Annotated in this window: 21 protein-coding genes; 4 read left to right on the top strand and 17 right to left on the bottom strand. The window is 31.3% G+C overall.

Going from position 1 to position 22577, the window contains the following annotated elements:
* Positions 1–264: 264 nt before the first annotated feature.
* Positions 265–1911 (bottom strand): BCCT family transporter, encoded by a 1647-nt coding sequence (locus E2558_RS03445; protein WP_126566801.1) that lies wholly within the window; start codon positions 1909–1911, stop codon positions 265–267.
* Between the two features lie 196 nt (positions 1912–2107).
* Between E2558_RS03445 and mscL the strand changes: the two genes are divergently transcribed.
* Positions 2108–2467: a large conductance mechanosensitive channel protein MscL gene (gene mscL / locus E2558_RS03440; protein WP_126566799.1), complete on the top strand. Its 360-nt coding sequence runs from the start codon at positions 2108–2110 to the stop codon at positions 2465–2467.
* Between the two features lie 101 nt (positions 2468–2568).
* Here the strand turns inward: mscL and sbcC are convergent, their stop codons facing one another.
* The 7 genes from sbcC to sosA form a co-directional block, all read right to left on the bottom strand.
* The gene (gene sbcC / locus E2558_RS03435) at positions 2569–5604 is read right to left on the bottom strand and encodes an exonuclease subunit SbcC (protein WP_126566796.1); all 3036 of its coding nucleotides are present in this window, start codon (positions 5602–5604) and stop codon (positions 2569–2571) included.
* Positions 5605–5607: 3 nt separating this feature from the next.
* On the bottom strand, positions 5608–6732 hold the full coding sequence (sbcD, locus tag E2558_RS03430) for an exonuclease subunit SbcD (RefSeq protein ID WP_126566793.1): 1125 nt from the start codon (positions 6730–6732) through the stop codon (positions 5608–5610).
* A 118-nt stretch (positions 6733–6850) separates the two neighbouring features.
* Positions 6851–7318 carry a CcdC family protein gene (locus E2558_RS03425; RefSeq protein WP_126566791.1) on the bottom strand — a complete coding sequence of 156 codons (468 nt, stop codon included), beginning with the start codon at positions 7316–7318 and terminating at the stop codon, positions 6851–6853.
* Between the two features lie 155 nt (positions 7319–7473).
* Entirely contained in the window at positions 7474–7716 is a 243-nt protein-coding gene (locus E2558_RS03420; protein WP_037541068.1) for a YneF family protein, read from the bottom strand.
* Positions 7717–7898: 182 nt separating this feature from the next.
* The gene (gene tkt / locus E2558_RS03415; protein ID WP_126566789.1) at positions 7899–9887 is read right to left on the bottom strand and encodes a transketolase; all 1989 of its coding nucleotides are present in this window, start codon (positions 9885–9887) and stop codon (positions 7899–7901) included.
* 99 nt (positions 9888–9986) lie between these two features.
* Positions 9987–10229 (bottom strand): DUF896 domain-containing protein, encoded by a 243-nt coding sequence (locus E2558_RS03410; RefSeq protein ID WP_126566786.1) that lies wholly within the window; start codon positions 10227–10229, stop codon positions 9987–9989.
* Positions 10230–10520: 291 nt separating this feature from the next.
* Positions 10521–10754 carry a DNA damage-induced cell division inhibitor SosA gene (gene sosA, locus E2558_RS03405; RefSeq protein ID WP_126566783.1) on the bottom strand — a complete coding sequence of 78 codons (234 nt, stop codon included), beginning with the start codon at positions 10752–10754 and terminating at the stop codon, positions 10521–10523.
* A gap of 142 nt (positions 10755–10896) precedes the next feature.
* On the opposite strand from sosA, the gene lexA reads away from it, so the two are divergent.
* Positions 10897–11520 carry a transcriptional repressor LexA gene (lexA, locus tag E2558_RS03400; RefSeq protein WP_126566781.1) on the top strand — a complete coding sequence of 208 codons (624 nt, stop codon included), beginning with the start codon at positions 10897–10899 and terminating at the stop codon, positions 11518–11520.
* Between the two features lie 226 nt (positions 11521–11746).
* On the opposite strand, the gene E2558_RS03395 is transcribed toward lexA, so the two are convergent.
* The 5 genes from E2558_RS03395 to E2558_RS03375 all read right to left on the bottom strand — a co-directional run bounded on the left by E2558_RS03395 (position 11747) and on the right by E2558_RS03375 (position 16172).
* On the bottom strand, positions 11747–12766 hold the full coding sequence (locus tag E2558_RS03395) for a CAP domain-containing protein (protein WP_186805178.1): 1020 nt from the start codon (positions 12764–12766) through the stop codon (positions 11747–11749).
* A 25-nt stretch (positions 12767–12791) separates the two neighbouring features.
* A complete protein-coding gene (guaC, locus tag E2558_RS03390; RefSeq protein ID WP_126566775.1) occupies positions 12792–13775 on the bottom strand; it encodes a GMP reductase in 984 nt (327 codons plus the stop codon).
* A 156-nt stretch (positions 13776–13931) separates the two neighbouring features.
* Entirely contained in the window at positions 13932–14201 is a 270-nt protein-coding gene (rpsN, locus tag E2558_RS03385; protein ID WP_126566773.1) for a 30S ribosomal protein S14, read from the bottom strand.
* Between the two features lie 219 nt (positions 14202–14420).
* A complete protein-coding gene (rpmG, locus tag E2558_RS03380) occupies positions 14421–14570 on the bottom strand; it encodes a 50S ribosomal protein L33 (RefSeq protein WP_103299054.1) in 150 nt (49 codons plus the stop codon).
* A gap of 87 nt (positions 14571–14657) precedes the next feature.
* The gene (locus tag E2558_RS03375; RefSeq protein ID WP_126566770.1) at positions 14658–16172 is read right to left on the bottom strand and encodes a catalase; all 1515 of its coding nucleotides are present in this window, start codon (positions 16170–16172) and stop codon (positions 14658–14660) included.
* 216 nt (positions 16173–16388) lie between these two features.
* On the opposite strand from E2558_RS03375, the gene E2558_RS03370 reads away from it, so the two are divergent.
* Together E2558_RS03370 and E2558_RS03365 are read left to right on the top strand one after the other, a co-directional pair.
* The gene (locus tag E2558_RS03370) at positions 16389–17840 is read left to right on the top strand and encodes an amino acid permease (RefSeq protein WP_126566768.1); all 1452 of its coding nucleotides are present in this window, start codon (positions 16389–16391) and stop codon (positions 17838–17840) included.
* A 167-nt stretch (positions 17841–18007) separates the two neighbouring features.
* A complete protein-coding gene (locus E2558_RS03365; protein WP_126566766.1) occupies positions 18008–18322 on the top strand; it encodes a hypothetical protein in 315 nt (104 codons plus the stop codon).
* A gap of 86 nt (positions 18323–18408) precedes the next feature.
* On the opposite strand, the gene E2558_RS03360 is transcribed toward E2558_RS03365, so the two are convergent.
* From E2558_RS03360 to E2558_RS03345, 4 genes are read right to left on the bottom strand one after another with little or no spacing between them, the layout of a single operon-like run.
* Positions 18409–19212 (bottom strand): Cof-type HAD-IIB family hydrolase, encoded by an 804-nt coding sequence (locus E2558_RS03360; RefSeq protein WP_126566764.1) that lies wholly within the window; start codon positions 19210–19212, stop codon positions 18409–18411.
* 51 nt (positions 19213–19263) lie between these two features.
* A complete protein-coding gene (thrB, locus tag E2558_RS03355) occupies positions 19264–20181 on the bottom strand; it encodes a homoserine kinase (protein ID WP_126566761.1) in 918 nt (305 codons plus the stop codon).
* A complete protein-coding gene (gene thrC, locus E2558_RS03350; protein ID WP_126566759.1) occupies positions 20182–21243 on the bottom strand; it encodes a threonine synthase in 1062 nt (353 codons plus the stop codon).
* Between the two features lie 5 nt (positions 21244–21248).
* Positions 21249–22526, bottom strand: a complete 1278-nt coding sequence (locus E2558_RS03345) for a homoserine dehydrogenase (RefSeq protein WP_126566757.1) — start codon at positions 22524–22526, stop codon at positions 21249–21251.
* Positions 22527–22577: the final 51 nt, after the last annotated feature.

Genomic DNA, 22577 nt, shown 5'->3' with positions numbered 1-22577 from the left:
ACATTTCATAATTATATGCCTTTAATTAAATTGTATAATTATATGTTTTTTAAAACAACTCTGTACCTCTAGTTTTCACACTATTTAGCTTTCGCATTTTTAATCAGAGTATATAAGTAATACTTATCATATACACTTAGTGCAATAAGTAAATATTATTAATTGAGAATGATTTTCATTGCCATATGGTAAATACTTTTATTTTCACATATAAAAAACCCCGAAAGTATGATACTTTCGAGGCTTTTTACATAGAATAATTTATTATTTTCTTTCAACTTCAGAAGCTTTATGCACTTCACGTTTTTCTAAAATATCAGAATCATCATTTTTATGTTGATATTTAATATAATCTTTCATTCTTTCATCATTAGGTTGTAACGTTAAACCTAAGAATTTTCGTTCTTGGTTAGCATCTTTGAAGAAACTAATCATCATCATTATTACAACAAATGAGAATGGGAAGGCACTGATGATTGCGGCACTTTGAATTGCGTTAAGTGCTTCAGCACCATCTCCTCCACCAGCTAATAATAATACAAACGCGATAAGTGATTGGGCAACACCCCAAGTTACTTTAACTATACCTGATGGTTCAAGTGAACCATAAGTTGTTTGCATACCTAATACGAAAGTAGCTGAATCGGCAGAAGTAATAAAGAATGATGCGATTAATACTAATGCAACTAATGATAACGCCATACCTAATGGTACATGGTTAAATACACCGAATAATTGAGTTTCAGGTGTCATCTTGAATAGCTCAGGATGTTTCTTACCTGTTTCAATACCTAGGACACCAAATACACTGAACCATAAGAAACTTACGATTGCAGGTACTAATAAGACGCCTGAAATAAATTCACGGATTGAACGTCCTTTAGAAACTCGTGCAATGAATACACCTACGAATGGACTCCAGCTTAGCCACCAACCCCAATAGTAAAGTGTCCATGATGACATCCACTCACGTTTTTGAGGGTTTAACGCAGCTGTATCAAAGCTGTTAAATAAGAATGTGTTAAGTAAACTACCTGTTGAGCTAGTAAACATATTTAAGATTAAAACAGTTGGTCCAATAATTAAAGCAATAATCATTAATACAGTACCTAAACCGATGTTAAGGTTACTTAAATATTGGATACCTTTACTTAATCCTGACCATGCACTAGCAATGAATAAGATAGTTACAACAACAATGATGATTGATTGTACAAATACATTATTTGGAATACCAAATAGATAATTTAAACCACCATTGATTTGTAAGGCACCCATACCTAATGAAACTGCTACACCTACTACAGTAGCGAATACTGATAAAACATCAATAATTGTTCCAATAGGGCCTTCAACTTTGTCCCCTAAGATTGGTCGTAACGTTCTAGAAATTAAACCTGGTTCATTCTTTCTAAATTGAGAATAAGCTAATGCAAGTGCTACTACACCATAAACAGCCCATGCGTGGAATCCCCAGTGGAAGAATGTAGAACGTAATGATTCAGTATAAGCTTCAGTCGTTTTAGGATCAGCATTTGGTGGAGCTGCGAAATCTGCCATTGGCTCTGCTGCACCATAAAAGACTAAACCAATACCCATACCAGCACTAAATAACATAGCAAACCAAGAAACTGTATTAAATTCAGGTTTATCCTCCGGTTTACCAAGTTTAAGTTTACCAATTGGACTAAAAATTAAGAATATACAAAAGAACACGATAATAGTAGTTAGAATCATGTAGTACCAACCGAGTTTTTCAGTAATCCAACTACTGATATTACTAGTAATAGAATCAAATTGCTCCGGTAAAATAGCACCAATAAGTACTACTATAGCTACCACAATAGCACTATAGATGAAAACCGGCGAAAACTTCTTTCCTTTTTTGTTTCCTTCAGAAGAAGAATTCATAATAAATATACTCCTTTCATTCCCATATTAAATTTTCAAAGTGCGTAGAAATAATATAACTATATTTCAATAACTCTAATTAATAGAATAACAAAGGCTTTTTTCTTAAGCAAATTTCGTTAAAAATATGTTTTACTAAATATTTTATATGATGTATAATATATTTTATTCTGTATGAATGAAAGGAGTTTATTTTATGTTAAAAGAGTTTAAGGAGTTTGCCTTAAAAGGAAATGTATTAGATTTAGCTATTGCAGTTGTTATGGGGGCTGCTTTTAACAAAATCGTTACATCACTAGTTAACTACATCATCATGCCTTTAATCGGTAAAATCTTTGGTTCAGTTGACTTTGCTAAAGATTGGGAATTTTGGGGAATTAAATATGGTTTGTTCATTCAATCAATAATTGACTTTATTATTGTTGCAGCGGCTTTATTTATCTTCGTAAAAATTGCTAATACACTTATGAGAAAAGAAGAAACTGAAGAAGAGGAAGAAATTGAAGCTAATACAGTATTATTAACTGAAATACGTGACTTATTAAGACAAAAATAATTGTTACATAACATATAAAAAGACATCTTAATATCTATACATTTTACTACGTATAGATGCTATGATGTCTTTTTATATTATTTATGTTTAATGTTGTTGTATTAATGCCATTTAAATTGAGTACTACTTTGATATTGATTTGTTTTTACTTCAAGTATAAGCGGAATGCGTTGTTTTAGTTCGCTAACATGCGAAATAATCCCAACCATTCTTCCTGAAGTTTGTAATTTCATTAGAGTATCTAGTGCTGTTTCGAGTGTTTCTTGGTCTAAAGTGCCGAAGCCCTCGTCAATAAACATGGAGTCTAAAGTAATGCCACCGGATTCTTGTTGAACCACTTCACTTAGCCCTAATGCCAGTGCTAGAGAAGCTTGGAACGTTTCACCGCCTGATAAAGAACTAATATGTCTTGAATGGTTAGAATGAAGATCAAAAACATCAATTTCCAATCCACTATAACCTTGTGAAACGGATTGTCTACGTTGGAGTTGGTATCTTTGACCGCTCATTTTCTTCAATCGAATATTAGCTTGTTGAATAATACGTTCTAAATAATAAATTAACACATAATTTTCAAGCGTTAATTTTTGATTGTTTTTGCCCGACAATACTTCCGCTAATTCGAATATTTGTTGTTGTTCTTTTAATTCTTCCTCTAAGTAATTAATGTGCACTTTCATATTTTCAAATTTTATATCATTTTGTTGTATTTTATATTGTATAGTTGTTGAGATTTCGAAAGTTTCATTGTACTGTTCTTCTACGTTTAGTTTTTCTTCTTCTAAAGATTGAATATCCTCTAGTTCTTTATCTTTTGTTAAATGAGTCAATCGCTCTATTTCAATTGAATGCCTATGTTGTTCTTGATTATAGTCCTCAATTTCTTTTTCAATATCATTTTTAGTATTCAATTTTTGTAATAAATGTTCAATTTCTTCATAATTTGATACACCTATTCTCGTCATTTCATTATCTATTTGAGTTTTTAGTTGAGATAATTCTTTTTTTAATTCTTGATGGCTATTTTCATGATTTTCTAAATTATTCTTTTCGATAGCTAATTCTTGATTATATTGCTGAATTTTTTTATTTAAATTTTCTTTTTGTTTTTGAAAATCATTAACCGATTCTTCATTCTCAGCATAATGCGTTTCAAACGATTTAATATCATTAAATGCTGTTGTTTTTTCAAAATCATTAATTAAAATTTCATATTGTTTTTTCTGAGATTTTAATTTTTCGTAATCAACTAATAATTGGTGTTTAGTTTCTCTGATCTTATTTAATCGATTATTGTATTCTTTTAACTTATTTTTTTGTTCTTGAATTTGTTGCTTTTCTAATTTTGTATCTTGTAAAGATTGTTCTAATTTTTTAATATCTTGTATGTCATTTTCATTAACTTCTAATTCTTTCATTTGCTGAGAGATAAATGCGTGAGAAGTTTCAATATTACTTAATTTAATATTTCTGTCATGAATATCGTTTGTTAATTTTCTTATTAATTGTTGATTTTGATTGATCTTTTCAAAATCAATATGTGCATTTAAGGATTCAATTTCATTTCCACAAATCGGGCAAGTGTCGCCAATATGTAAAGCAGATTGAATTTCTTGCACGAACGTTTGTTTATCATTTAAATCGATATTTGTTTTATCAATATCTTCTAATTGTGCATTAAAACTTTCGATTTCTTGCTTTAAAACTTCTTGTTGGTTGGATTTATCATTATATTCAATTTTTAATTTAGCCAATTTATCTCTATTAGCGTGTAATTGTTTTTGTTTATCAATATCTCTTTCTAGCCCATAAATACGTTGTGTTAATTGATCAATTGCATCCTCATCAACTTCAATGGTTTTAACTTTTTCGTTAAGTTCATTTTCATTATAATTAATTTCTTCTTGATTTTTACTATTCTCAACTAACTGATGGTCGGTAGTTTTTATATCAGTATAAGCATTTTTGTATTTTGTAAGGTTCACATAAAATTGCCTAGTATTATTGATATATTCAGATTTTTGTTCAATATCATTCTCGTTTTGTACTAAAGACTCGAATTTACTTGAATATGATTCTAATGATTGTTTTAGATGAGTAATATTAGACTTGGAGGTCGCTATTTTATTTTTAACTTCTTCAATTTTTAGAACTTTATTTTTTTCTTGGTCATATAAATTAGAAAGTGTTTTTATTTCATTTAATCTATCTAATTCCTTATTTAATCGGTTAATGTAACTAGCTTTTTCATCTAACTGCTTTTTTAATTCTTTTCGTTTTTCTAAATCTATCAAGTTTTGTTTAAGTTGTTTATTATCTTCAATACGTTGATTTAAGTTCGTTAGCGCAAAATAGTTTTTATTCTTTAATTCTTCATAATCATTAAGTAATTGTTGACCAACTTCTTTAAAATTTGGAATGACTTTTAAAATTTCTTGTGTTTGAAGACTGTCGATTGACTTAAGTTGGCTTAACACTTCATTTTCAAAGTCATCTATATCTTCCCATAACAATTGAATTTGATTTTGACGGGATTCAATTTGTTTCTTTTCTTCTTTTACTTCATTTAGTAGCAAATTCTGAATTTCTTCGAATCTTATGCTATTAAACAAAGTTCTTAAAATACCTTGTTTATCAGAGCTATTAGAAACTAAAAATTTCTTAAATTCGCCTTGAGGTAATATAAATAGTTGTCTGAATTGATCTGCATTCACCCCTAAAATACTTTTAATAAATGGATTTCCTGAACTAATCTTACTCTCACGCAATTCATATTGATTTGTTTCTTTTTCTAATTCATAAACATCTAATTTTCCTGGAGTTTGAGAGGTATTACCTTGTTTTGTAAAAGCACCTTGTCTTACAATTTTGAATGCTTTATCTTTAAGCTCAAATTCATAAATTACAGACATAGGCGATTTTCCATCTGCAAAATGACTTCTCAGCTCACTTTCATTTCGTCCCTCAGTAGAAGCTTTTCCAAATAAAGCGAAGACAATTGCATCAAACAACATTGTTTTACCAGATCCAGTTTTACCACTTATCAAAAATAATTTTTCATTTTTAATTTCTTGAAAATCAATAGTTTCATTTAAAAAAGGGCCAAAATTAGTTAACTTTAATTTTATGGGCTTCACCGTTTAAACCTCCTTATTCATTACTTGATTAAGTAAGTCATGAATTTTATTATTTTGATAATCAGTTAGCTCTTGATCTGTAATCGATTTATAAAATTGCTTAATAATTGTCGCATCATCTTCTTGTTTTAATTCAGCTTGATGAAATTGACTGCTACTTTCAAAAGTTATATTACTTAACGATAAAGTATTAGGATACAATTGTTTGAGTTGTAACATAGGGTCACTAATATGTGACATGTTTTTCAATTTAAAATGAAAATAATTCTCTTTATTTTTTATTTTGATATTACCTTGAATAACATCATTATAATCACCTTCAATAACTTCCAATTCTCGCAAAGGTTTTATTTGGACAAAGTGATTCGTTATGTCCTCTTTAGAGTTAATTACAAGTCGTTTATAACCTTTTGGTTGGTTACTTTCTGAAAATGAATATTGTAATAATGAACCACTATAACTAATCACCTTATCCTCAATACTAAACGGATGATGTAAATGGCCTAATAGTACTTTGTCAAAAATATTAAAAGATGTTTTATCCACACTTTCAACTGTACCAATTGTAAGTGGTCTTTCAGAATCAGACGTTTTGCCTCCATTAATTGTAAGATGTGCAATTAAGCAATTCACTTCGTCTTTAACCATAGTTTCAGACATATAAGCAATACATCTTTGAGTAGCTTGCTCATATGTCTCAATTGAATCATCTTCAAAAAATGCTTTGATTTCACTTACTGTAGCAAATGGTAATGTATAAAAATTAACATCATTAATTGTAATAGGACAGTTCATATCCTCTAATCTAGTACGTATGTATAATTTTGAATGTTGAAACCAAGTAGAACCGTAATTCAAGCGTTCTTTTCCATCATGATTACCATTAGTAATAATGGTAGGAATACCCATCTGAATATTTATCGTACTGAGCGTCTTTTCAAATAATTTAATTGTTTCTTTACTTGGGTATGTTGTATCGTAAATATCACCAGAAATAATAAAAACATCTGGTTTTTCTTCACTAATTTTATTTATCAATTGATTTAATATGTATTCTTGATCTTCTAAAAATTGCTTGCCATTTAAAATCTTTCCTAAGTGCCAATCTCCTGTGTGTATGATTTTCATAGAAATCCCCCTTAAGAACATTTGTTCGTATAAATTATACACATTCTTTTTTTCTTATTCAAATAAAAAAGGAAGCGAACCAGAAATCAAATTCAGTTCTGTCCCGCTCCCATTGAATCTATGAAACTACAGTTTTTTTCAATTTTTTAAATTTATATAACATAGCTATTCTCCAAGGTACAATCATGCTAAATGCTAATAAGAAGAACATTCCACCGATTTCGCCAGGATCAATTGAGCTACTTATAAATATTTTAATCACCGTACGTATAATTAATAATGAAATCAAAATGATTGGAAAAGCTTTAGATCTTTTCATATAAATTTCAGTTCCTTGAACTTCAAAATGGCTTGTCCAAATTAAAACTGATGAAAAAAGAACGCCCAAAATAATAGATTCAATTATTTCTGCACCAGTTAATCTAAAATACGGTATAACGTACATTAGTGCACCTGTAGCCATGAAGAACGGTGGTAAAATAATTTTTTTCTCATTAACTGGGAATTTTTGAGCTTTCATACGTATGAAGATAACGACAATCCCCATAAACAATGCAAATACTACTGAAAAAATTAAATATGCCAAAATTACACCTTCTTATATTCATAAACTAATACTTTAAAATTATTTTCAATAGCTAAAATTTTAATTGAATTTCTGAATCAATAATAATCCTAAAATTGTTTTACATCAAAAATAAAGGATTGTAAACCTTTAAACGGTACAATCCTTCTTAAAAATTATTTTTTTGAACTTTTCATGTTTTGATCCATGTTTTTGTTCATCATAGTCATCATTTGATTGATTTTCTTTTGTGATGGTTTTTGTCCCATTTGCATCATCATCATACGTAACATTTCTTCATTAATAGGTGGGTTTTTTTTCAAATAATCCATCATATATTTTCTTGCTAAGAAGAAACCACCAACAAGTCCGATGATAAGCGCTACAATGATTAATAATATCGCTAACCAAGTTGCCATTGTTTCACCCACTTTCTATACCTACTGAATTTTACTAAATAACTATCTTATTTTCAATAGCTAGTTTAAGAATAAAAACACATTTATTATGATAACAAATTACCATATCATTTTGATACCTAAAATTTAATAAAAAAGAAGACTTTCCCGTTGAAAGTCTTCTCTCTAGCATTAGTAATCAATTAGAATGTTCTAATTTGATTTAAAATATTTTCTTTAGTAAATCCATATTTTTCAACTACTAAATCACCCGGGGCACTTGCGCCAAATCCATCGATACCGATAACTTTACCTTCAGTACCAACGTATTTATGCCAACCAAGTGGTGAAGCCATTTCCATAGCAACACGTTTAGTAATGTCTTTAGGAATTACTGATTCTTTATATTCATCGCTTTGTTGTTCAAATGCTAACCAGTTCGGCATAGAAACTACTCTTACACCTTTACCTTGTTTATCTAGGTCTTTAGCCGCTTCAATAGCTAAGCTAACTTCTGAACCAGTAGCTAATAATAAGTATTCTGGTTTAGTTTCAGTTTCATAAACAGTATAGGCACCTTTACGAACGCCTTCTTCAACTGTAGCTTCATCAACATCTAAATAAGGAAGATTTTGACGAGTTAATACTAATGACGTTGGTGTTTGTTCAGATTCTAAAGCAACTTCCCAAGCTACTCTTGTTTCATTACCATCAGCTGGACGAATCACATTCATATTTGGAATAGCTCTTAAACCAGCTAATTGTTCAATTGGTTCATGAGTAGGACCATCTTCACCTACTGCAATTGAGTCATGAGTAAAGATGAATGTTGAGTTAAGTCCCATAATTGATGATAAACGAAGTGCAGGTTTTAAGTAATCACTAAATACGAAGAATGTTGCACCATATGGGTGGAGACCACCATGAGCTGCCATACCATTAACTGCTGCGCCCATTGCAAATTCTCTTACACCAAACCAAACGTTTTTACCTTCAGGTGTGTTACGGTCATAATCTATAGCTTCTTTAACATTAGATTTGTTAGAACCAGCTAAGTCAGCAGAACCACCAAAGAATGAAGGTACTGATTTACTTAGAGCTTGGATAATTTCACCTGAATCAGCACGAGTAGCAGCGTTATGCTCACTATCAAATTTAGGTAACTCATCTTTATAATTTTTAGGTAATTTACCGCTAATCGCTAATTTAAATTCTTCTGCCAATTCTGGATATTTATTAGAGTATTCTTCTAATTTTTCTTTCCAAGCATCTTCATTTTCATTAGCACGTTTTAACATAGTTGTTTGGAAGATTTCATATACTTCTTCTGGCACGTAGAAGCGTTTCTCAGGATCTAAACCATAAGCTTCAAATGTTAATTTTCTTTCGTCATCGCCTAGTGGTGCACCGTGAACGCCGTTCGTACCACTTACGTTTGGAGCTCCGAAACCAATAATTGTTTTAACTTCAATGATTGTAGGACCTTTTTGAGATTTAGCTTTAGTAATAGCATTATCAATTTCTTCTAGGTCATTACCTTCTTTAACTAAGATGTGATTCCATCCATAGCTTTCGAAGCGTTGTTTAGTATCTTCTGAAAATGATTTATTTAATTCCCCATCAAGAGAAATATCATTTGAATCATATAACACGATTAATTTATCTAATTGATTGTGTCCAGCAAAAGAAGCGGCCTCATGAGAGATACCTTCCATTAAGTCGCCGTCAGAAGCTAATACATAAGTGTAGTGATCAACGATATCGATATCTTCTTTATTGAATTTACCTGCTAAATGATCCTCTGCTAAAGCCATACCTACTGACATTGCAAAACCTTGGCCTAATGGACCAGTTGTTACTTCTACACCATCAGTATGTCTGAATTCAGGATGACCAGGTGTTTTTGATCCCCATTGTCTGAACTGCTTAAGTTCTTCTAATTCTAAACTACCAGATACATGAAGAAGACTATAAAGTAAAGCCGAACCGTGACCCGCTGAAAGAATGAAACGGTCTCTATTGAAATAGTCTTTTGATTGAGGATTAAAGTTTAAATGGCGTGTCCATAAAGTGTAAGCCATTGGAGCCGCTCCCATAGGTAGACCTGGGTGCCCAGAATTTGCTTGTTCGATTGCATCAATACTTAGAGCACGAATAGTATCAATGGCTAATTGATCTTTCTCGTTAAACATCTATAATACTTCCCTTCTACTAAATAATCTTTGTTATATTATAACTTAAATATATTGTTTTTGATAAGGAATTAATCTCAAGGGGTTAAACCTTGAATTTTAACCTTTATTATTTTTATTTTCTTCTTGAATTTTTTTCAATTTATCAGGTGTAACGTCGTTTCCTTCTGGGTCTATTACTTTAGTATTTTCAATCTGTTGTTTAAACCCTTTTCTAAATGATTCTAAATAAGCTTTACGTAACTTAGACTGTTCCTTAGCTTCAGCTTCAGTTAATCCTTGTTCTTTTTTCTTTTTAACTAATTCATTAATTCTATCTATATTTAAATTGTCTTTAGTCAAGGCAATCACTCTCTTTTCGAATAAAATATTTTTATTAATTACTTCATAAAATATACCAAAAATATGTGGGTTAAAAAAGTTTTTTAAAAGCTATTTCTGCCATTACTAACGATTCAAATTATAAATATATGTTTATATTAAATAAACTCGTGTATTGAGTGCTATTACCCCATCAACATACTTTCTAACATTTATTACTTTCTTAAAAATAAAAGCATAAATTCCTTAACTAATTCTATAAGGAATTTATGCTTTTAAAATTTATATATAATTACTCTACACATTAAAAGTTTATTGGACTAACGCGAACACTTTGTAATCTGTTTGTTCTGTATTTGTGTCTTTTATGTTCTTATCGTCACTATTTAACATAGCTTTTTTAGAGATAGTATGATCTGTAATTTCGTACGTTTGTTCCATTTGCGAGCTATGATATAAACTAATGAAAAAAACTAGAAAAACAATGCAAGAGACTACTACAATGGCTATATTGCTAATCAAATTACTAGTATATTTATTAATCATTTATTACACTCCTAGAACATTTGTTTGTATTAACACTTTAACAGAACAGATGATCCTAGTCAATACAAAAACGAACAAATGTTTGTTTTAATGAAAAATTAATGCTATAATAACGTTAAATAAACATAGGGAGTGCCTATATATGAGAGAATTAACAAAAAGACAAAGTGAAATATATGATTACATTAAACATGTAGTTCAAGTTAAAGGTTATCCACCAAGTGTTCGTGAAATTGGTGAAGCGGTTGGTTTAGCTTCAAGTTCAACTGTTCACGGTCACTTATCAAGATTAGAAGAAAAAGGATATATAAAAAGAGATCCAACAAAACCAAGAGCAATTGAAATCGTGAGTGAACAATCAAATGACTCTATTAATATGGAAGAAACAATATATGTGCCAGTAATTGGTAAAGTCACAGCTGGTATTCCTATTACCGCTGTTGAAAATATTGAAGAATATTTTCCACTACCAGAGCATTTAACTTCTACTCACAATAGCGATATTTTTATTTTAAATGTTGTTGGTGAAAGTATGATTGAGGCTGGCATCTTAGATGGAGATAAAGTCATCGTTAGAAGCCAAACAATTGCAGAAAATGGAGATATCATTGTAGCAATGACTGAAGATGATGAAGCTACTGTAAAACGTTTCTTCAAAGAGAAAAATCGTTATAGATTACAACCAGAAAATAGCACTATGAATCCTATTTATTTAGATAACGTTACTGTTATCGGTAAAGTAATAGGTCTTTATAGAGAATTATAAGTAGCACTTGTTTTCTTAAGTTAACTATCTCTCTTATATATTTATATATAATAAAGAACTAGAGCTAGTCTTTTTTGACTAGCTCTAGTTCTTTTTTTCAACTGTGTCTTTTTTGTTTAAAATATCTTTCACTTTATCAAGAATGTCTTTTTTATTTTTTGTATTAGTAGTCATATTATCAACTTCCTTATCAATAAAAAGATACCCCAAACATTCAATATTTAAACTACTCACCAGTATAATTTTCAGTCCAATATGGCTGACGATTTTTATTAAAATCTACGCCGACACCTAACGTAGTAAAATCGTTATTTAAAATATTTTTACGATGCCCTAAAGAATTCATTAAACCTTCATGAGCAAAAATACTACTCTTCTGTCCATAAGCGAGATTTTCGCCAGCAGTATCAAATGTGATGCCATCTTTACGCAAACGATCAAATGGCGAATTTCCTTGTAAATCTGTATGATCAAAGTAATTATTTTTAACCATATCTTCACTATGTTTTCTAGCTGTTTGAGCTAGATTATCTGAATAAGTTAAAGTGTTTAAACCGTGTTGTTTACGTTCAGCATTTACTAAATCATAATTTTGATATTCAAAGCTTTTTTCTAAAGCAGAGGATGGCGCGCCGTATTGTTGAGACAATCGATTCTCCATCGCTTCACTAACTTGTAATAGTGCAGTAACACCATTATTGTTATGCTTATCATAAAATACTGTAGAATATACATGATCTTTATGGAAGACATCATATTCATCATCTTTAACTTCGAAACGATATCTTCCTTTAACTACTTCATTTATAGGTTGACCTAAACGTTTTTCAACAACCTCTTTAGGTGTATTATATTTTATTTTCGATTTAGACGTAATAATATTTTGATTACTATATAGTGCGTTGACCTTATTATTTAAATAGCTTACCATAACAAAGTTATTATAGTCGCCATCATAATAAGTAAACCATTTTAATCCATATTCATTCGTGGTCACTCGCTTAGGTTGACCTAAGTGTTTTTCAACTTCGCTTTTAGATGTATTCAATTGTATATTATTAATTGCAAATTCCTGATCTTTCGGAACTTTTAACGTATTATTTTTAACACTAGTATCCCCATTCATCCATTTACTGACTTTAGCTTGAACGTCATTTTGTAAATGAATGAGGGATGGACTTTCGTTGAGTGGCACTATTAAGATAAAGGACAACAATAACAATGAAAATAAAAGAAATTTTTTAATAAGTCACACCTGCCACTTTTTATAATTAACCTCTGTCGCTGTCCCCATTGAAAATTGAATTTCTTACAATGACATAATCTACTGTTGTTAATGATTTTAAATCTTTACCACCAGCATATGAAATTGAACTTTGAAGGTCTTGTTGCATTTCAACTAATGTGTCTTTTAGTGAACCTTTATGCTCTACAAACATTTTTTTACCTTCAACATTTTTGTGTTCACCTTTTTGGAATTCAGAAGCACTACCAAAGTATTCTTTATAACGTTTACCTTCTAATTCAACAGTTTCACCTGGAGATTCTTCGTGTGCTGCAAACAATGATCCAATCATTACCATGCTTGCTCCGAATCTAATAGATTTAGCGATATCACCATGTGTTCTAATACCGCCGTCAGCAATAATTGGTTTACGAGCAGCTTTGCTACAAATATTTAATGCAGCTAATTGCCAACCGCCTGTACCAAATCCTGTTTTAATTTTAGTAATACAAACTCGTCCTGGACCAATACCTACTTTCGTAGCATCTGCGCCAGCATTTTCTAATTCTCTTACGCCTTCAGGAGTTCCTACATTACCTGCAATAACAAATGATTCAGGTAAGTGTTGTTTAATATGTTTAATCATATTAATAACTGAATCTGAGTGACCGTGTGCAATATCAATAGTAATATATTCTGGTACTAAACCTTTTTCAGCTAACTCTTCAACGAATTGGAATTCATTCTTTTTAACACCTACAGAAATTGACGCAAATAAACCTTTGTTTTGCATTTTTTCGATAAATGGAATACGACCTGCTTCGTCAAAACGGTGCATGATATAGAAATAATCGTTTTCTGCAAACCATTGTGCAAGTTCTTCATTCATAACTGTTTGCATATTTGCTGGTACTACTGGTAATTTAAAAGTTTTTGGTCCAAATTGAACCGTTGTGTCACATTCTGATCTACTTTCAACAATACATTTATTTGGAATTAATTGGATATCTTCATAGTCAAAAATTTTCATTTTAATTTCATAGCCCCTATATAAATTTATTTAACATTGAAAATACGAACAATTTACAAAGCATTTACATAAATCATTCATGATTTTCACCCTTATATACTTTACAACCTTTTATTTATATTGTAAATGGACTAAAGTAGTACTTTTTATAAAAGTTTACCAACTTGATTTTTTCACACCAGGAATTTGACCTTTATGTGCATGTTCTCTAAACGCAATACGAGACATTTCAAATTTTCTCAAAACACCTCTAGGTCTTCCTGTTACTTTACATCTTCTAGTTAAACGCGTTGGTGAAGAATCTCTTGGTAATTTTCTTAAAGTTTCGTAATCACCTTTCGCTTTTAATTCTTTTCTTAATTCGTAATATTGATTAACTAATTTTTCTCTTTTCATTTCTTTTGCGATTTTTGATTTTTTAGCCATAAATGATATCTCCTTTTTACAAATCGTAATAATTACGTTTTATATATTAACACATCTTTTCTCATTTGCAAGTAGTTAAAATTTTAAATTTCAAATTATAAATCACTTTATTAGAATTTTGATGAATAAAAAAAGACTGCTGACAAAATCTTTCTAACTTTGTCAGCAGTCTTAGCTCTTTAATATTATCTTAAAATGTCGTATTTAAAAGATAAGTGATTATTTAGTTTCACGATGTAGCGTGTGTTTGTTTAATCTTGGGCAGTATTTCATCATTTCAATACGCTCAGGATTATTACGTTTGTTTTTAGTCGTAATATAGTTACGATCGCCACATTCTGTGCAAGCTAATGTTACATTAACGCGCATAATTAACACCCTTTCTTTTACAACTAGGAATTCTTACGATTTAAAATTTTACCACAAGGTACAATTATGCGCAATTAATATTTTAATTTATTTGAAGTTTTCGTATGTTTCATCTTCTGTAGTTTCTAAATCGATATCGTTAATATCAATTTCTAATGCTTTTGCTACGCCTTTACCGTATTCAGGGTCAGCTTTATAGCAATGACGAATATGTCTACGTTTCACATCTTCAGAAACACCATCCATAGCATTTGCAGTATTTTTGAAGATTCTTTCTTTAGCATCATCTGTTTGTAAACGGAATAATTTACCTGGTTGTTCAAAGTAATTGTCATCATCTTGGCGTTGATTGTATTCATAACCATCACCATCTACAGGGAATGGTGGTTTTTTGTATTCTGGTTGTGAATCATAAACACCTTGATTATTTGGATAATAATGAGGTCCGCCACCTTGGTTTCCGTCAAGGAATCGCATTTGACCATCACGACTAAATGGGCATAAGTTTTCTACGCCTACTCCTTTAGGTTGGTTTACTGGAATTTGCCAGTGATTAACGCCTAATCTATAACGTTGCGCATCACCATATGAGAATAAACGACCTTGTAACATTTTGTCTGGTGAGAAATCTAGACCTGGAACAATATTTGTAGGTGCAAACGCAGCTTGTTCAACTTCCATGAAATAGTTTTCAGGGTTACGATTTAATTCAAATTCCCCTACTTCAATTAAAGGATATTCATCTTTGTACCAAACTTTAGTTAAATCAAATGGATTGTCTGGGTGATTTCTAGCTTGTTCTTCAGTCATTACTTGAATGTACATTTTCCATTTAGGATAATCTCCACGTTCAATCGCATCATATAAATCACGTTGAGAAGAATCTCTGTCGCCACCAACAATTTCAGCAGCTTCTTCGTCTGTATAATTTTCAATACCTTGTTGAGTTCTGAAATGATATTTAACCCATACACGTTCACCTTTATCGTTGTACATTGAATATGTGTGTGAGCCAAAGCCATGCATATTTCGGAAACCTTTAGGCATACCACGGTCAGACATTAAAATTGTTACTTGATGTAATGATTCTGGGACACCTGTCCAGAAATCCCAGTTATTTTGAGGACTTCTCATATTAGTACGTGGGTCACGTTTCACGGCACGGTTTAAACTAATGAATAATTTTGGATCTCTGAAGAAGAATACAGGCGTGTTGTTACCAACTAAATCCCAGTTTCCATCTTCTGTATAAAATTTTAAAGCGAAACCACGAATATCTCTTTCTAAGTCGGCTGCTCCACGCTCACCTGAAACTGTTGAGAAACGTGCAAACATTTCTGTTTGTTTACCAACTTCTGAGAATATTTTCGCACTTGTATATTGAGTAATATCATTCGTTACTGTAAATGTACCGAATGCGCCTGAACCTTTTGCATGCATACGACGTTCAGGAATGACCTCACGATCAAAGTGTGACATTTGTTCTAAATAATATATATCTTGCATTAATAACGGACCACGATGGCCTGCTGTCATACTATTCTCTCTATCTGAAACGGGATGTCCGAATAAACCAGTCAATTTTTTATCTTCTTTAGACATAGTAAATCTCCTCTCATTACCTTACTTTGTAATAATTATAATCTAATAGCTACTATTATTAAACCCATTTCCCTTGTAGATAAACGTATTTTCACTTTTTCTTGAAAAATCAGAAAATTTAAAATTTTTAGAACGAATTGTTTAAAAGTTATTGAATACTTGAGATAAAAGCATTAAAATGATGTGTATATTTAATTTTTGTATAGGAGACAACATATGGAAGATAACAATATGAAACGTGGTCTTAGTTCAAGACACATATCCATGATTGCAATTGGCGGAGCAATCGGTACAGGTCTCTTTGTAGCTACTGGTAGCGTTGTAGCTCAAGCAGGTCCTGGAGGCGCTATTTTAGCTTATTTATTAATAGGCGTTATGCTTTATTTTTTAATGTCATCAATTGGAGAACTTGCTACTTTTTATCCTGTATCAGGTTCATTCAGTTCATATGCTACCCGCTTCGTTGATCCTTCTCTAGGTTTCACGATGGGATGGCTATATTATATAATGTGGTCTTTAGTTTCAAGTGTAGACGTAATGGTCGCATCAAATGTTTTATTTTATTGGGATATATTTAAATTCTTTAGTCCGCTTACTTGGAGTTTAATCTTCATTACGATAATATTCCTATTAAACATATTCACAGTTAAAGCATTTGGGGAAACTGAGTTTTGGCTTTCACTAATTAAAGTGATTACAATTATAGTATTTATAATTGTTGGTTTCTTAATGATTCTTGGTATCCTAGGTGGCCATACTTATGGCTTTGAAAATTATACTAAAGGGCAAGCACCGTTTGTTGGCGGCTTTTCAGGTTTTTTAGGCGTATTACTTGTAGCAGGTTTCTCAGTGGGCGGTACAGAAGTTGTCGCTGTGACAGCTGGTGAATCAGATAATCCTAAAAAAACAATGCCTAAAGCCGTTAAACAAGTCTTTTGGAGAATTTTATTATTTTACGTATTGTCTATCGCTGTCATTGCAGCCATTATTCCTTATTCAGATCCACTGTTACTAAATGAGCATGAATCTGTATCTCAAAGTCCATTTACCATTGTATTTGATAGAATTGGAATTGCTTTCGCGGCTTCTGTTATAAATGCAGTTATTTTAACTTCATTATTATCAGCGACGAACTCAGGCATGTATACTACAAGTAGAATGTTATTCTCTTTAAGTGATGAAAAACAAGCGCCGAAATTCTTAAGTAAATTAAATGAAAAAACGAAACTTCCTTTACGTGCTTTAGTTACAACATATATTTTAATTGTAGCAATCATTATTATCGCTAACTTTTATTCTAATGCAGTATTTAGTTTATTAAATATTATTGGCTCATTGGTAATTATTGTTTGGGTAGCTAGCTCATGGGCTCAAGTGCGTTTACGTAAAGCGATAAAACGCCAAGGCAAAGATATAAATACTTTATTACCTTATAAATCACCTTTATATCCTCTAGGTCCAATCCTAGTATTTGCAACACTTATTTTCTTATATTTTGGTAATTCAATAGGCGATTTATTTAGTGGTCATATCGGTAAGTTCATCATTAATATTTTACCTTTAATTGTTTTAGCACTCATTTTCTTGGTGCATAAAGTAATTAGAAAAACAAAATATGTTAAGTTAGATGAAATGGATATTACGCCTCATCATTATCATGATAATTAGAATTTTTATATTTTAAGCGAACAGTAAAGAGAACTTTGGATATGAACATATATATCCTCTTTCTCTCTTAACTGTTCGCTTTTTCATTGAAACGTATTCTGTGTATTTCCACGGTTTAATTTATTCTGTATAATAAGTCTTAAGATATCGATTTAGAGGTGAGAAGAATGGTTGGTCAAACAAATTTATTTGACGATGTCATTAAAAGTGAAGAGCGTTTTGTAATCGTAGTCCAATCTCTTGAAGAGAAAAATGGTCAGCTACTTAAACGTACTTTACGAGAGTATCCAAGTCTCGAACACGATCAGATGGAGAATTTATTTATTCACTTAAAGGACGTGTTTGGTAACGAACCATTTAACGATAATCAATCGGCATATACTATTACTGTTTATACTAATTTAGATTATGCAGCGGACCAAGTTTACGCTTATGTCAAACGCTATCGTGGCAAACATGATTGGACACATACTGCTAAGTAATATTAAAAAGCATGAATACTTATTAACGTTTTTACTAAAAACATTTTAGTATATTCAAAGATAATAAGTACTCATGCTTTAATTATTTATAAAATTTCTTTTAAAGCGGCTGGTATACCATTAGAATCATTATCTAATGTCACTTTGTCCGCTACTTCTTTTAATTCTTCAGTAGCATTTCCCATAGCTACAGAATAACCTGCTACTTCAAACATAGACTGGTCATTTAAACTATCGCCAAAGCACACTACTTCTTTTAAAGAAATATCTAACTTTTCACATAACGCTTTAATAGCATTACCTTTAGATACGCCTTTACCCATAAACTCTAAGAAAAATGGTTTACTTGTAGTAACATCAATATTGGAATTAAATGAACCATGTAATGCATCTCTTACATTCGTAATGTTCTCTACATAATCTACACCCATCACTTTAGGCACATCTTCATTGATATATTTTTTGATATCGTCTACTCTCTTCATCGGTAAACCAGTAAGTTGAGATTCAATATCTCTATATTCGTGATCACCATCGTGAATGATATGACCATCTTGATAAGTTAACACTAAAAAGTTCTTTTCTCTACAGAAGTCTGCGATTTTATCAAAGTCTTCTTTTGAGACACTCTTACTTACTTCAACTTTTTCAGTGGCTACTTTGATTGTTTTTCCACCATTATAACTAATGATATAGCTATCATGTTTATCTAAATGTAATTCTTTAGCTATGGGTAACATACCTTCTGTTGGTCGTCCAGAAGCTAGAACTACTTTATAGCCTTGATTTTGAAGATCTATTAAATACTCTTTCGTTTCAGGACTTACTTTATTATCACTATTAATTAAAGTATCATCCATATCCATTACTATCACTTTGAAATTACTCATATTTTTATGGTGCTCCTTTCAAAAATTGCTTGTTCTCATTTTACAATAAATTTAAGAAGGATACACAATTTCTTCAACTACACCTACTTGATTAATCGTAGCTAATTCAGAATGACAATGTGTAATTTGATGTCTCAATGCTCTTACCAACTCGCCGCTTTTTTCTTTACGACTTAATGTTAAGATAGTAGGTCCCGCTCCACTAATCACTGTAGCATAAGCATCATATTTCTTGGCTAACGCTTTTATTTCTTCAAATTCTGGAATTAAATGTTGACGATATGGTTCATGAAAACCATCTTGTGCCATCATCTTCCCAGCAAGTTCATAATTGTGCTGTATTAACGCGCAAATCATTGTATTACTAATCGCACTATTTTGAATTGCTTTTTTATGAGAAAATTTATCTGGCAAAACATTTCGAGAATCTTCAGTTTTTAATTCATATGGAGGAATAGTTAAAATAATATCCACGTCAGGCACATCAATATGAGCTACATCTGTTTCTTTAGTATCTGGATTATAATATCCGGCTAATAGGCCTCCATATATTGTCGGTGCTACATTATCGGGATGCCCCTCAAATTCAGTGGCTAACTGAAGTAACTCATATTTTGAAAGCTGAATGTTACCAAAATAATTAGCTATATATAATGCTCCAACTAAAGCAGATGCTGAAGATCCTAATCCTCTTGCTAATGGTATGTCACTTCTCATTTCAACCTTTAACGTCGGTAACTCAATATTATATTTAGTAGCAACTTGTTGGGCGACTTGATATATGTAATTGTCCTTATTGTTAGGAAGACTATTTAATTCTGGACTTAAATACTCAAATTCCCACTCATCACCTTCGATTCTATGAACATATAAATTTAAATATTTGTCGATAGCCATTCCAATTGAATCAAATCCTACTCCTAAATTAGCAGTTGATGCTGGAATCTTAAGGTGCAAATATTTATTCATTTATAATGCTCCTTTGATGTAATCAATAATACTTGCTTTATCATTCGGAAGCGGTTGAATAGGATTATCTAAAATAGAAATAGCTGTATCAGGATCTTTTAAGCCATTACCAGTTAAAATAGCTACAACTTTTTTATTTTTTGGCAACTTACCTGCACGATGTAATTTAATAAGTCCAGCAATAGAAGCATTACTTGCTGGTTCACTAAATACACCTTCTTTTGAAGTCATTAATTGATAAGCTTCTAAAATTTCTTCATCTGTTACGCTATCAATTAAACCATTAGATTCTTCTAACGCTTTTGTCGCTTTACTCCAGCTAGCAGGATTACCGATACGAATAGCAGTAGCAATTGTTTCAGGATTTTTAATTACTTTATTTTGAACAATTGGAGATGCACCTTCTGCTTGGAAACCAAATAATTGTGGTAACTGGCTACCTTTTTTCTCGTTATATTCTTTAAACCCTTTCCAATATGCAGTGATATTTCCCGCGTTTCCTACTGGGATCGCTAAAACATCTGGTGCTTGTTCTAATTGTTCAACAATTTCAAATGCTCCTGTTTTTTGTCCTTCAATACGATATGGGTTAACTGAATTCACTAATTCAATTTCATCATCATTTGCTGCTATTTCTTTAACAATTTCTAAAGCTTCATCGAAATTTCCTTCTATAGAAACAATTTCTGCCCCATACATTACCGCTTGAGATAACTTTCCTAACGCTATTTTACCTTCAGGAATAACGACTATTGCTTTTAAACCTGCTCTTGCGGCATAGGCTGCTGCAGAAGCAGATGTATTACCAGTTGAAGCACAAATAACTACTTTTTTACCTTGCTCTTTTGCTTTAGTGACAGCCATTACCATGCCACGGTCTTTAAAAGAACCTGTAGGATTTGCACCCTCAAATTTGACATATAAGTCAATGTTTAACATTGCTGATAAATTTTCACAATGGATAAGTGGTGTATGACCTTCATTAAGTGTTAAATGAGGTGTGTCTTCATTCACAGGTAAATATTCTTTAAATTCTTCTACTAATCCTTGCCATCTTTTCATAATTATTAAACTCCTTCAACTGGATAAATTTTTTCAACATTCAATCCTGCTTTACTTAGTTCATCTTCAGGAGATACGTCTAAGCCAATAACCACTACACCATAAGATGTTTCATCTCTTTTTTCTATTTGAAGCGATTTATGGAAAGGTAATATCGCTTTTAGTTCACCTTCAATTTTTTCTATTGATTTGTCACTATGAATAACTACATAATAATTTAACTTTTCCTTAAGAGAAACTGACTCATCATTATCCATTAATTCGCGTGTTTCATCAGTCTTCAATTCGAAATGTGGAGGAAGTGTATGTAGATTGGATTCAAAGAATAACGCAACATTCAATAAGTCACTTACTACCGCACTACCTGTAGCTAAACTACCTGCCCCCTTACCGTAGAACATAGTGTCTCCTACAGCATCACCAATAACGTAAATAGCATTATATTCATTTTCCACAGCAGCTAATTGGTGAGATTTATGTATTAAAGTTGGTTCTACAGATGCTGAAACTTTGCTGTTATAATATGTTCCTTTACCAATCAATTTAATCTTATAACCTAATTTATCTGCTACATTAATATCACTCAATGTTGTGTTACTAATTCCTCTAACTTTTACATCATTTAATTTAATGACTTGGTTAAATGATAAATAAGAAGTAATCACTACTTTACGTGCTGCATCAATTCCTTCAACATCATCAGTAGGATCCGCTTCTGCATAGCCTAAACGCTTTGCTTCTTCTAGTGCTTCTTCAAATGATGATTGTTCTCGTGTCATTTTAGAAAGAATAAAATTAGAAGTACCATTTAAAATTCCCATAAATTTAGAAATATTATTGGCATTTAATCCATTATTGATTGCATTAACGATTGGAATACCACCTGCTACACTTGCTTCAAATTTTAGTGCTACGCCTTGTTTTTCAGCTAAGTCTTCTAAAAGTTTTAAGTGTACGGCTAGTAAATCTTTATTCGCTGTAATAACATGTTTACCACGTTTAAGCGAATCTCTAAGCCAATCAACGGTAGGTTCAATACCTCCCATAACTTCGATAACGATATCAATTGAATCATCATTTAAGATTTCGTCTACATCATCTGTTAAATGATATTGACTAATATTGATAGGTCTTTTTTTAGATTTATTACGAACTAAAATATGTTTAATAATGATATCTTTATTGAGCGTATCTTTAATTTGTTGTCTATTTTCTTCTATGATTTTTACTACGCCTGACCCAACTGTTCCCAGGCCAAGTAAAGCAACGTTCAATTCTTTCATATAACTATCTTCCCCCATTTGTATTACTGAGAAATACAATTGTTTTCTTGA

This window comes from Staphylococcus pragensis, from assembly GCF_004785665.1.
In the GTDB taxonomy this organism is placed as follows: domain Bacteria; phylum Bacillota; class Bacilli; order Staphylococcales; family Staphylococcaceae; genus Staphylococcus; species Staphylococcus pragensis.
Note: the sequence above shows the minus strand (reverse complement) of the source record. Positions and strands in the feature narration are given on the sequence as shown.